We start from the raw sequence: 11,569 nt of genomic DNA on the forward strand, positions 1-11,569 counted from the left end.
GCTATCGTGTGCGCCGGTCTTGCTATGGTTAGCCCGGTCGAGATAGCTAAGCGAACGGCTCCGGCGATGGCGATAGCCGTGTGCGTTATAGCGTTTTTTATGCTCTAAATTTAGAGCTAAATTTGATAAAGTCGGCGCCTTGCCGACTTTTTACATGGAGGGCGTTTGTCGTCCTTTAAAATTTAGAAAATTAGTTAAATTTAATCCTTGCGCGCCTCGTATCTCACAGGCGGGTACTTTTTCTATTAAATTTACCGAGTCAAATTTACCGCACAAAGGCCGTAAAATTATCTTTGGATAAATTCTTTATATCGGTCGCAGGCTAGCTCCGGCTCCATTTCGCACGCTTTTTTGAGGTATTTTTCGGCCACATTTGCGTCCTCTTTGACGCCTCGTCCTTGCGCGTATAGATTGCCTAGGTTGTAACATCCGCCGCCGTTACCCATATCGCAGGCTTTGGCGTAAAATTCGCTTGCTTTTACGTGGTCTTGCTCGACGCCGCGCCCGTTTGCGTAGGCAAAGCCCAAATTTGAACAACCCGCTTCATCGCCCATATCGCAGGCCTTTGCGTAAAGCTGGGCGGCTTTTCTACCGTCCTGCGCTACGCCGTTGCCGTTGCCATATAAAAAGCCCAAATTTGAGCAGCCAGCACCGCTGCCTAGCTCGCACGCCTTTGAGTAGAGCTCTGCCGCTTTTTGATAGTCTTGCGCGGCTCCTTTTCCTAGCGTTATCGTATAAAACTCCAAGCTCGTAGCAGCTTGTGCCGTTTTTACTGTCGCACTCCTTTTATAGCGCGTTTATATCGGCGCCGACAGCCAAAACCGAAGCGGCGATCAGCGGTAAAAATATCTTTTTCATCAAATTTGCTCCTATTTAAATTTGCTTTCGCATTTTACGCAAAGCGAGCTTAAATTCGGGCGAGCGGGTTAAATATGACGTAAATTTGGGTTAGCGCCGTAAAGGGGGCGGGTCTTGGAGCGTAAGATAAAAGGCGGTTGTAAATTTGACCCCGATCGGATTTACGGTGCTCAGGCGGGCAAAATGTTGCCGAAAGTCCGAGCGGGCCGAGCTAAATTTGTCTCGGCGACGGATCGCAAATTTAAAAAGTAGCCTAAAAATTTGAGTGCAAAGCACGCTTACTAAAAAGCGCATAAATTTAAAAACCGGCATTTCAAAGAACGCGTAAATTTCAGTTTGACTTTTACAATTTGAGAGCGAATTCGCCCTCAAATTTGACCGAATTTATTTCTCGGCTATGATTTTAATTATCTCGCAGACGACGTTGCTGGCCGCGCGTAGCGATTTTACCGGCAGGTACTCGTAGATGGAGTGAAAGTTGTGCGCGCCGGTAAAGAGATTCGGACACGGTACCCCTTTTTCCGAGATGACCGCGCCGTCGTAGCCGCCTCGCATCGGGATGACTTTTGGCTCTATGTTTAGGCGAGCGTAGGCCTGCTTGGCCGCGACGACTGGCAGGCTGTTTTCGCCGCCCTCGAGGTAGTTAAATACGTTTTTATAGCGGTCTTTTAGGCTGATTTGAATTCTGTGCGCGCCGTAAATTTTAGCAAACGAGTCGGCTAGATCTTGCAAAAATGCCATGCGCTGCGCGTATTTTGTCTCGTTAAATTCGCGAACGTCGAGCTTTAGCACGGTCTTTGCGCTGTTGCCAGACAGCTCCTTGACCCAGTAGTAGCCCTCGACACCGCCCGTATACTCGGGTGCTTCGCCGCCCGGTAGCATCGAGATAAATTTGTGCGCAAGCAGCAATGAATTTACTAGCTTGCCCTTGGCGTTCATCGGGTGCGCGGACTGCCCGGTAAAAGTCACGACCGCGTCGCCGGCGTTCCAGTTTTGGTAAATCAGCTCGCCTATGCCGCAGCAATCCAGGCAGTAAGCAAAATCGGCCTTGATCTCCGAGACGTCAAGCGCCTTGGCTCCGCGCAGGCCTTGCTCCTCGTCGGGCAAAAAGCCAAATGTCACGTCGCCGTGCTCGATCTGCGGGTTTTGTATGAAAAACTGCGCGGCGTTTACGATGGCGGCGATCGCGGCCTTGTCGTCCGCGCCTAGCAGGCTGGTACCGTCCGTTACGATGAGATCGTCTCCGACATAGCTCGCTAGCTCTGGAAATTCGCTAAGTTTGAGTGTTATGCCTAGCTCTTTATTTAGCGTGACGTCGCCGCCCTCGTAGCACACGATTTGCGCTTTAGTGTCGTTTTTTTGCTCCGCGCTCGTATCAAGGTGCGCGAAAAACGCCACAGACGGCAGCTTTTTAGCGGAATTTGACGGCAAAACGGCCGTGGTTATGGCATTTTCTCGTCTTTTTATATTTTGCAGACCAAGCTCCTTTAGCTCGCTTTCTATCAGCTTTGCCAGATCGTGCTCGGCCTCGTTTGAAGGCATGATGCCCGCCGCGCCCGCTTCGCGGTTTGTGGTGGTGTTGATCTTCGTATAGCGCAAAAATCTCTCGACTATGTCCATGTTCGCTCCTAAATTTGAGATAAAATTTATGAAATTATACTATCTTTTAATTAAGCTTAAAATAAAATTTTAATATTTTTGGGCAAGTTTAAAATTTAATCGGTATAATTCGCAAACTAAATTTAAAGGAGCAAAAATGCGAAATTTACGCTACGTGAGCGACCTTTCGGACTTTCATCAGGTTTTTTCGGCGACTCTGGGCAAGATGGCGACCGTACAAAATAGATTTGCGGATATCGTCGGCAATCTCGACTGGAACGCGGATTTTGACGGCTGCGAGATAGCTTTCGGCGATCAAATTTACAAGATACAGTTTATCGGCAGCGAGTCAAACGTGAGCGACACGTGGCTGTGGGGATTTGCCAACCAAAGCGGCCTTAGCCCCGAAGCGACGGCGTTTTCGCACGATATTTTACGCGCGGGACGGGAGTGGGGCTTGCAGGCTTTTAGCGAACCGAGCTTTGAGCTGGATGAAACCTTTAACGGCCATACGCTATGTATCGCAGCGTGCGGAGTTGCTGACGAAAATTTATGCTACTACGGCTGCAGGCACGATAAAGGCTGTGCGTTTGTGGCTATAACTGATGCGCCGGATTTGCTTTTTGAGCCTCTTAGCACGCACGAGTTTGTCAAAACAGCAAGTAGCTGCATACAAAATCACGACGTAGATCATAAAATTTTCATCAAAAGCTTTTTGGAATTCAATGGAGTCAAATTTGATGAAAATATCGAAAAAGGCGGATTTTTTAAAAAAGCCAAAGACGAAATCGTAGCCAAATTTGACAAAGAGCTTTTGATCAAATTTGACGATAAGGGTAGGATTTCGGGATTTAAGTACGAATTTTAATTTGTGTAGTTTGAGCGAGGCGATGAGCTAAAAGCCCACCGCCTTAGATTTACGAATGGAAGTGAAACTCGTCCGGGTGATCGAGGGCGTAGCGGAATTTCTCCATATCTACTTTTTTATCCCAGATCGAGATGATTAGGCAGCCTACGGCGTTGCCGCAGAGGTTTCCGACCGCACGCATCTCGGACATAAACTTATCCACGCCAAGTAGCACCGCAACCGTAACCACCGGGATACCGGCGCTAGGAAGCGCAGCAAGCGTACCCGCAAGTATGATAAATCCGGAGCCCGTGACGCCGACGGCGCCCTTGCTCGTCACCATCAAGATGACGAGAATTTGTATCAAATGCTCGACTGTTAGCGGGATACCGAAGGCTTGAGCGAGGAAAATCACGCTAAGCGATAGGTAGATGTTCGTGCAGTCGAGGTTAAACGAATATCCCGTCGGTATGATGAGTCCGACCGCGCCTTTGTGGATGCCCGCGGCTTCTAGCTTTTGCATGAGCGGAGCTAGCGCGGTCTCGGAAGAACTCGTCGCAAACACGATCAAAACTTCTTTTGCAATGAAACGCATAAATTTAAATATATTGACCTTCGCAAAATAGCAAATCGCGCCAAGAACCACGAAGATAAAAAAGCAGCTAGCAAGCGCCATAACGAAAAGCAGCTCAAGCATACCCAAAAGCGAGTTAATGCCGAATTTACCGATCAAAAACGCCATCGCAGAAAATGCCGCAACCGGGCTAAATAGCATCAAAATCGTAAGCAGTTTTAGCACCCAGTGCTGAACGATTTCAAGCGGTCTTAGGATTTTCTTTTTGTAGTCGTGCTTTAAAAACGAGATCGCAACAGCCGTCACGATGGCCAAAAATAGCACCTGAAGCGTGTTTGATTTGATAAACGGATCAAGCAAATGCACATAAGGGAAAATGCCGTCTACAGGCACCGCACCGCGTAAAATGTGAAGCGTATGCGCTAAAACCCCGCTGTTTGCGTCGATATTTGAGGCTTGGCTCGTAAATTTTTCTACGCTAGAGGCATCAAGCTGCGTGTAGTCAAGGTGCATATCGTGGCCTGGTTTTAGCGTCTCGCCAAAGATTATACCTACGGCTAGCGCGATAGTGCTCACGACCTCAAAGTAGATAAATCCTTTAAGTCCGATGGAGCCTAGCTCCTTCATACTCTCAAGTCCGATGATACCTGAGACTATCGTGAGGAAAATAATCGGTCCGATGAGAGCTTTTAAGGCTTTGATAAAGTAGTCGATGCCTGGCTTGCTCGCGATGCCTAGATCCGGGAAAATCATACCGACCGCGATACCGGCGATGATGCCGAAAACCACCCAAAACGCTAGGTTGGTAAACATTCTAATAAGAAAAGGTTTTTGCGGTTTTGCCGCGTTTGAAACGCTTGGGTTCAAGAGGTGTCCTTTAAAAATTATTAAAAAGGTATTTTAACAAATAAATTTATATAAAAAGATAAAATCGCGGCGATTTTGGTCAAATTTTACCGGCCGCCGCAAATTTCGTTAAATTTTACAAACTCTCTAAAATTTCGATTGAATTTATCTTGTCGCCTTGCCTGACGCTATCTAGCGTCTTTAGGCTAGCTTCGTCCACGATCTGCCCAAATACCGTATGTACGCCGTCAAGGTGCGGCTGCGCGCTGTGGCAGACGAAAAACTGACTGCCACCCGTATCGCGTCCGGCGTGCGCCATGGATAGGGTTCCGCGTTTGTGCTTGTGCTTTTGGCCTACGCACTCGCATTTGATGCGCCAGCCCGGACCTCCGATACCCGTGCCGTGAGGGCAGCCGCCCTGGATCACGAAATTTGGGATCACGCGGTGGAAATTTAACCCGTCGTAAAAGCCGCTTTTAGCTAGCTGGGCGAAATTCGTCACCGCTTGCGGCGCTTCGTCGCCGTAAAGCTCGAGCTTCATATCGCCTTTTTCGGTGTGGATCACGGCAAATTTGAGCTTAGCAAGCTCGGCCGCGTCGATGTCGTAGATTTTTAGTTCGTCGTTTCTCATTTTGTTCCTTAAATTTATTCGATATTTGTATAAACCGCTTGCACGTCGTCGTCGTCTTCAAGTTTATCTAGGAGCTTTTCTAGCTCGTTCATTTGCTCTTCGTCTAGGCTTACGGGCGAGTTTGCGATGTATTGCAGGCTAGCTTTTTTGGCCTCTAGTCCTAGCTTTTCGATACCTTCGCTTAGCGTGCCAAAGCTCGCGTAATCTCCGTAGATATAAAGTACGCCGTCTTCTTCCTCGATCTCGGTTAGACCAAAGTCGATGAGCTCTAGCTCAATCTCGTCAAGCTCCTTTGCTGGCATATCAAGCTCGAAAACGCTCTTTCTCGTAAACATGAAATTTAAGCTTCCGCTAGGCAAAATTTCGCCGCCGTTTTTGCTAAATATCGCCTTGACGTTGGCGACCGTTCGAGTCGGGTTATCAGTAGCGCACTCGACGATGATCTGCACGCCGTGCGCGCCTTTGCCGTCGTAAAATATCGTCTTGATATCAGCGCTATCCTTGCCGCTAGCGCGTTTTATCGCCGCGTCGATGTTGTCTTTTGGCATATTTTGCGCCTTGGCCGCTGCTATCGCGGCGCGAAGTTTCGGGTTCATATCAGGCTCTGTGCCACCCTCTTTAGCCGCTACGGTTATGGCTTTAGCGAGTTTTGGAAAAACCTTGCTCATCTTATCCCAGCGCGCTTCCTTCGCGGCGCGCCTATATTCAAACGCTCGTCCCATTTCGTTCCTTTAAAAATTTTTGCCCAATTATATCTAAAAAAATTTTGCATTTTTTTAAAAACGCGAGGTTTTGAGCGTATTAGCAAAAAATTTAGCTTTAAGTCCTATAATCCGCGTATGATTTTAAATGCCCGAAAAGACGACGCCGCGCGCTGCATAGAGCTGTTAAATTTAGCCATGGAGGACATCGCATTTACGCTTAGCGGCGTGAGCGATCCCGCTAAGAGCGATGAAATTTTGCATAAATTTTTCCGCAGTGAGATAAACCGCCTAAGCTATAACAACGTATTTGTTTTCAAATTTGACGGCGAGATCGCGGGCGCGATTTGCGCTTACGACGGAGGCGAGATTGAAACGCTAGATGAGCCTATCAGGACGCATTTGCAGATGCTTGGCTCAAACGAAGTTCCGCAGACGGAGTGCTTTGCGGACGAGCTATATATCGATAGTCTCGCCGTGGACGAGAGATTTCGCGGACGAGGTATCGCAAAAGAGCTGATCAAATTTATCTTTACCCTCGCGCCGAAACGAAATATCAAAAAAGTAGCTCTCATCGTCGATGAAAAAAAGCCTAAAACCATGGCTTTTTACGAGCGTTTGGGCTTTGAGACCGACTGCGAAATGATCATAAATTCTCACAAATACTACCATATGATAAAGGAGATAAAATGACTAAATTTAAGGTTGCTAACATCCACTGCGAAAACTGCGCAAACACCATAAAAAACGCTCTTGGTGATGAATACGGCGAGATAAAGGTCGATCTTGGCGTAGAACCAAGGGTCGTGAGCGTAAATTTAGACGGCAAGGACGAGGCGAAATTTAAAGAGGAGCTGGATGATTTGGGCTTTAGCGTCATAGAGAAAATTTGATGCAAAATATCAAACTAAACATCGCGGGCATGACCTGCGTAAACTGCTCAAACGCCATCGAGCGCGTAACGAAAAAGATCGCGGGCGTGCTAGACGCTAAGGTCAGCTTCGCAAACGGCTCGGGCGAATTTATCATAGAAAACGCCGAAGTACAAGCCGCGATAGAGGAAAAAATAAAAAAACTAGGCTACGGCGTGGCCAAAGATTTGGCGGAATTTGAAGCCAAACGCGAGAAACATATCTTAAATTTACGCCGAAATTTCCTAGCCGCGGCAGCTTTTAGCGCGGTAATCATGGCGCTTGAGATGAGCGAGCAGCCAAGCGCGGTAAAATCAGCCATCATGCTAGCGCTTGCCTTTATCACGATAGCTACGTGCGGGCGGGACTTTTTTATCCATGCTTATGGCGCGCTGAAAAATAAAAATTTCGATATGAATGTACTCGTAGCGCTGGGCACTAGCACGGCGTTTGCGTATTCGCTGGGCGTTTTTATCGCGGGCGAGCGCCTGCCTGAAAACATGCGCCACCTCTACGTCTCGGGCGCGTCGATGATAACGGCTTTCGTGCTGCTGGGTAAATTTTTAGAAGAGCGCTCAAAAGCTCGCGCAGGCGATTATATAAAATCGCTCATGGATATGTCGCCAAAGACCGCTCTCGTACTACAAAAAGACGGTAGCGCGCTAGAAGTAGATGCCGTGAGCCTAAAAATAGGCGATATCGTAGTCGTAAAGAGCGGCTATGCGGTGCCTTGCGACGGGGTCGTGATAAACGGCGGCGCGGAGATCGATACCTCGATGCTAACGGGCGAGAGCCTGCCCGTCTATAAAAGGCAAGGCGACGAGGTCAATGCTGGAACTATAAATTTAAACGGCTACATAAACGTAAAGGTTACTAAGCTTGCTAGTCAGACGCTTTTGTCGCAAATTTTAGAACTTTTAAGCGACGCGTCGAGCAAAAAGATGCCTATCAGCCGCTTTGCCGACCGCGTGGCAAATATCTTCGTGCCTAGCGTGATTGCTATCGCCGTCGTTACGTTTTTTGCTTGGTTTGCGCTTACGGGAAATGCGCTACAAGGCGTGCTAAGCGCGGTTTGCGTGCTCATTATCTCGTGTCCTTGCGCGCTGGGGCTAGCTACCCCGATAGCTATCGTTTCATCGCTATCTCTAGGCGCTAAAAACGGAATCCTGATCAAAAATCCCGAGGTTTTAGAGGTGCTTGGCGACGTGAAATACGCGATATTTGATAAAACGGGCACGCTAACAAAGGGCGAAATTTCAGTAAATTTTACCGATATAAACGATGAAAATTTAGCCAAAATCGCCGCGCTAGAGGCCAAAAGCTCGCATCCGATATCTGCTGCGATCGTTAGATACGCAAACGAGCTCGGGCTTAAAATTTTAGGCGATGAAAAGGGTTTTGAAAATATCGCGGGACGCGGCGTAAAGAGCGAGGACGATAGCGTAATAGCGGGCAACGAGGCTCTTTTAAGCGAACTTGGCGTAGAAATAAGCGCGCAGGCCAAGGAGCAAATCGCCAAAGCGCAAAATGAAGGAAACGGCGTGGTGCTCGCTGCCGTGGATAAAATTTACGTAGGATTTATCGCGCTTAGCGATACGGTAAAAGAGGATGCCGCACAGGCTATACAAAGCCTAAAAGACATCGGTATAACGCCCGTAATGCTAACCGGAGACAACGCTTTCACCGCTAAAAACGTAGCGGGCAAGCTAGGCGTCGAAAAGGTCTTTGCCGGCATGCTACCTAATGAAAAATTTGAAACCATAAAACGCCTGCAAGAAGAGGGTGCGGTGCTGTTTGTGGGCGATGGTATCAACGATGCCGCCCCGTTAAAGCAAGCAAATGCGGGCATCGCGATGAGTAGCGGCGCGGATATCGCAAAAGAAGCCGGCGACGTAGTGCTAGTAAAAAACGATCTAAAAAGCGCGGTATCTACGATAAATTTGGCCAACGAGACGATGAAAACGGTAAAACAAAATTTGTTTTGGGCGTTTGTTTATAACGCCGTTTGCATTCCCGTCGCGGCGGGAGTTTTAGCGCCGTTAGGACTCATGCTAACGCCTGTTTACGGTGCTGCTGCGATGTGCTTTAGCTCGGTTACTGTCGTATTAAATTCGATCAGATTACGATTTAAGCAAATCTAAAATTTAGCCTAAATTTTGTAAAATCCCGCAAAAAACACAAAGGAAAATGATGAATTTAGGTAAATTTTACGCCGTGATCGCAAGGATATTTGCGCTAAATTTCGCTCTGCCACCTAGCGCGAAGCTTTTTAGCGAGCTAAATAAAAATCCAAAATGGATAATAACAAACGATAGCGAAGCAAACGCCAAGGGGCGCGAGCTATACGAGGAGTCGATAAAAGGCGAGAGTATAGAAGAGATCGCGAAAGACTTTGCAAATTTGAAAAAATATTTTAACGCGGAGTTTTTTTTCGAGGGCGATAAGGCGAGGCTTGAAGGCTTTTATAAAAAGTGCAAATTTAGCCCAAATTTAAACGTCAGCGCGCTTGATAGCCTAACGAACGAGCTTTCGTTTTTCTCCTCTGTCGTCGAGCTAAAACAAGACGAACAGACGAAGGAAATTTTGGGCGTTTTGCTAAGCTCCTATCTACTACCCTACGCTAAAAAGCTAGCCCCCGTCCTACAAAACGAAGCAAAAAGCAAATTTTACCGCGCGATGGGCTATCTTTTCGAGGATTTTGCGAGCGGTATCGAAAATACGCTAAAAGTTAAAGTCGTACCCAGATGAGTTGGTGGAACGACTTTTATATAAATTTCGATCCGGTCGCGTTTGAGCTGTTTGGCATCAAGGTGCACTGGTATGGGATAATGTACGTCCTGGCGCTACTCGTGGCGCTCGGCGTGGCTAAATTTATCGTCAAGCGCGATAATATGCAAATTTCAAATTCGCTGCTTGATAACTATTTCTTTTGGGTGGAAATCGGCGTGATACTGGGCGCAAGGCTCGGCTACATCGTCATTTACGATCCAAATACCGCTTATTATCTCACTCATCCTTGGCAGATTTTTAATCCTTTTCATAACGGCGAATTCGTCGGTATCCGCGGCATGAGCTATCACGGCGCGGTGATCGGGTTTTTGATAGCGACGTGGGCTTTTTGCCGTAAATTTAAGCAAAATTTGTGGCAGCTTTTGGATCTCGTCGCACTTAGCATCCCGCTTGGATATTTTTTCGGTCGTATCGGAAATTTTTTAAACCAAGAGCTGTTCGGTCGTATCACGGATGTCTCATGGGCGATCAACGTCGCGGGACAGATGCGTCATCCATCGCAAATTTACGAAGCGGTTTTAGAAGGGCTTGCTGTTTTTGCTATCCTTTTTGTTTATAGAAAATTTAAAAAATTTGACGGCGAACTCATCGCTCTTTATGCCATACTTTATACCTTTGCCAGATTTGTTTGCGAATTCTTTAGAGAGCCTGATTTCGGGATCGGCTTTGTATTTTTAAATTTATCTATGGGGCAGATACTATCCTTTTTAATGTTTGCGTGCGGCATTTTCCTTTATATTATCTTAAATAAAAAATATACAAAATTTTAAAAGGTTTTTAAAGTAATTTACGATACTATTATGCCGTTTTTATAGTATCGTAATTTAATTTTCTTTTAAGTTATGATAACTTATCTCAATTTTATAGGAGGGCTCATGAGTGGGCTAATCGAGGGCTTCTTAGGTAGGCAAGCGGATACGAAAAAAAGTCGTACTCCTGCCGTTTGGGACAGATGGCAAAGTATAACGGGACTGATTTTGGCCTGTTTTATTTTGTGTCACATGGTATTTACCTCTACCATTTTATTCGGCAAGGGCGCATTTAACGCCGTTGTAGGTTTTGCGGAGGCTAAATTTTTATTCGGCGAGGCTACGTGGTGGATTACTAACGTTATCGCTGCGATAATATTCGTCGTTTTTATCGCTCACGCATTTTTGGCGATGAGAAAATTCCCTGCAAACTACAGACAATACATCATGTTTAGAGGTCACAAAGACCGCATGAAGCACCTTGACACTACGCTTTGGTGGTTTCAGTTTTTGACCGGTTTTGCTCTATTTTTCGCAGCTAGCGCGCACCTAGTCGATATAATCTTCGGCGGACACATCACTGCCGATAAATCAGCGGCCACATTTCATCAACTAGAAATTTTCTACTTCGCTTTACTTTTATTTATGGTTGTTCACGCTAGCGTGGGAATGTACCGCCTATACGTAAAATGGGTAAGTATCGACGGAGTAAACAAACAAGAGATGTTCGCAAAAAGAAATAAAGCCAAAACTGCGATATTTGCGGTTTTTGGAGTGCTCGCGGTCATCGCGCTGATCGCCGATTTCGTGTGGATCAGTCTTTAGGAAAAGGAGCTTTAAAAAATGAACGTAAAATATTATGACGCATTAGTTATCGGAGGCGGTCTAGCGGGTCTGCGAGCTGCCGTTGCCGCAGGAGAAAAAGGGCTAAGCACGGTAGTTTTAAGCCTAATCCCGGTTAAGCGCTCGCACTCTGCGGCTGCGCAAGGCGGCATGCAAGCCTCTTTAGGAAATTCAAAAATGAGCGAAGGCGACAACGAGGACGTGCACTTTGCCGACACGG

General features: G+C 46.9%; 13 protein-coding genes. 8 read left to right on the forward strand and 5 right to left on the reverse strand.

The window, feature by feature from the left end; translation table 11 throughout:
- Positions 1 to 287: 287 nt before the first annotated feature.
- A complete protein-coding gene (locus Q0314_RS09075; protein ID WP_298058410.1) occupies positions 288 to 746 on the reverse strand; it encodes a tetratricopeptide repeat protein in 459 nt (152 codons plus the stop codon).
- A 496-nt stretch (positions 747 to 1,242) separates the two neighbouring features.
- Positions 1,243 to 2,478 carry a peptidase T gene (gene pepT / locus Q0314_RS09080; RefSeq protein WP_298058412.1) on the reverse strand — a complete coding sequence of 412 codons (1,236 nt, stop codon included), beginning with the start codon at positions 2,476 to 2,478 and terminating at the stop codon, positions 1,243 to 1,245.
- Positions 2,479 to 2,614: 136 nt separating this feature from the next.
- Here pepT and Q0314_RS09085 point away from each other — a divergent pair, with 136 nt between their 5' ends.
- Entirely contained in the window at positions 2,615 to 3,325 is a 711-nt protein-coding gene (locus Q0314_RS09085) for a DUF6882 domain-containing protein (protein WP_298058413.1), read from the forward strand.
- A 49-nt stretch (positions 3,326 to 3,374) separates the two neighbouring features.
- Here Q0314_RS09085 and Q0314_RS09090 read toward each other — a convergent pair whose 3' ends face one another.
- From Q0314_RS09090 to Q0314_RS09100, 3 genes are all read right to left on the reverse strand, one after another.
- Positions 3,375 to 4,745, reverse strand: coding sequence for a cation:dicarboxylase symporter family transporter (locus Q0314_RS09090; protein ID WP_298058415.1), 1,371 nt, complete (start codon positions 4,743 to 4,745; stop codon positions 3,375 to 3,377).
- Between the two features lie 115 nt (positions 4,746 to 4,860).
- A complete protein-coding gene (locus tag Q0314_RS09095) occupies positions 4,861 to 5,355 on the reverse strand; it encodes a peptidylprolyl isomerase (RefSeq protein ID WP_298058417.1) in 495 nt (164 codons plus the stop codon).
- Positions 5,356 to 5,369: 14 nt separating this feature from the next.
- Positions 5,370 to 6,077, reverse strand: a complete 708-nt coding sequence (locus tag Q0314_RS09100; RefSeq protein WP_002953058.1) for a YebC/PmpR family DNA-binding transcriptional regulator — start codon at positions 6,075 to 6,077, stop codon at positions 5,370 to 5,372.
- 117 nt (positions 6,078 to 6,194) lie between these two features.
- Here Q0314_RS09100 and Q0314_RS09105 point away from each other — a divergent pair, with 117 nt between their 5' ends.
- The 7 genes from Q0314_RS09105 to Q0314_RS09135 all read left to right on the forward strand — a co-directional run.
- A complete protein-coding gene (locus Q0314_RS09105; RefSeq protein WP_298058419.1) occupies positions 6,195 to 6,749 on the forward strand; it encodes a GNAT family N-acetyltransferase in 555 nt (184 codons plus the stop codon).
- Positions 6,746 to 6,949 (forward strand): heavy-metal-associated domain-containing protein, encoded by a 204-nt coding sequence (locus Q0314_RS09110; RefSeq protein WP_298058420.1) that lies wholly within the window; start codon positions 6,746 to 6,748, stop codon positions 6,947 to 6,949. The genes Q0314_RS09105 and Q0314_RS09110 overlap by 4 nt, the downstream gene beginning before the upstream one ends.
- Positions 6,949 to 9,108, forward strand: a complete 2,160-nt coding sequence (locus Q0314_RS09115) for a cation-translocating P-type ATPase (RefSeq protein ID WP_298058422.1) — start codon at positions 6,949 to 6,951, stop codon at positions 9,106 to 9,108. Before Q0314_RS09110 ends, Q0314_RS09115 begins: the two co-directional genes overlap by 1 nt.
- Before the next feature lie 49 nt (positions 9,109 to 9,157).
- Positions 9,158 to 9,715, forward strand: a complete 558-nt coding sequence (locus tag Q0314_RS09120; RefSeq protein ID WP_298058423.1) for a hypothetical protein — start codon at positions 9,158 to 9,160, stop codon at positions 9,713 to 9,715.
- Positions 9,712 to 10,527: a prolipoprotein diacylglyceryl transferase gene (gene lgt / locus Q0314_RS09125; RefSeq protein ID WP_298058425.1), complete on the forward strand. Its 816-nt coding sequence runs from the start codon at positions 9,712 to 9,714 to the stop codon at positions 10,525 to 10,527. Before Q0314_RS09120 ends, lgt begins: the two co-directional genes overlap by 4 nt.
- Positions 10,528 to 10,632: 105 nt before the next feature.
- The gene (locus tag Q0314_RS09130; RefSeq protein ID WP_298058427.1) at positions 10,633 to 11,331 is read left to right on the forward strand and encodes a fumarate reductase cytochrome b subunit; all 699 of its coding nucleotides are present in this window, start codon (positions 10,633 to 10,635) and stop codon (positions 11,329 to 11,331) included.
- An 18-nt stretch (positions 11,332 to 11,349) separates the two neighbouring features.
- The coding region (locus Q0314_RS09135; protein WP_298058429.1) for an FAD-binding protein at positions 11,350 to 11,569 on the forward strand (220 nt) is incomplete at its 3' end.

The sequence above is a fragment of the uncultured Campylobacter sp. genome (assembly GCF_938040115.1).
Classification (GTDB): Bacteria; Campylobacterota; Campylobacteria; order Campylobacterales; family Campylobacteraceae; genus Campylobacter_A.

Bases quoted from the DNA above. Each gene is read 5' to 3' on its own strand.
- Q0314_RS09100 (WP_002953058.1), bottom strand. From the start codon at position 6,077: ATGGGACGAGCGTTTGAATATAGGCGCGCCGCGAAGGAAGCGCGCTGG.
- Q0314_RS09085 (WP_298058413.1), top strand. From the start codon at position 2,615: ATGCGAAATTTACGCTACGTGAGCGACCTTTCGGACTTTCATCAGGTT.
- Q0314_RS09110 (WP_298058420.1), top strand. From the start codon at position 6,746: ATGACTAAATTTAAGGTTGCTAACATCCACTGCGAAAACTGCGCAAAC.
- Q0314_RS09130 (WP_298058427.1), top strand. From the start codon at position 10,633: ATGAGTGGGCTAATCGAGGGCTTCTTAGGTAGGCAAGCGGATACGAAA.
- lgt (WP_298058425.1), top strand. From the start codon at position 9,712: ATGAGTTGGTGGAACGACTTTTATATAAATTTCGATCCGGTCGCGTTT.
- Q0314_RS09115 (WP_298058422.1), top strand. From the start codon at position 6,949: ATGCAAAATATCAAACTAAACATCGCGGGCATGACCTGCGTAAACTGC.
- Q0314_RS09120 (WP_298058423.1), top strand. From the start codon at position 9,158: ATGAATTTAGGTAAATTTTACGCCGTGATCGCAAGGATATTTGCGCTA.
- pepT (WP_298058412.1), bottom strand. From the start codon at position 2,478: ATGGACATAGTCGAGAGATTTTTGCGCTATACGAAGATCAACACCACC.
- Q0314_RS09105 (WP_298058419.1), top strand. From the start codon at position 6,195: ATGATTTTAAATGCCCGAAAAGACGACGCCGCGCGCTGCATAGAGCTG.
- Q0314_RS09095 (WP_298058417.1), bottom strand. From the start codon at position 5,355: ATGAGAAACGACGAACTAAAAATCTACGACATCGACGCGGCCGAGCTT.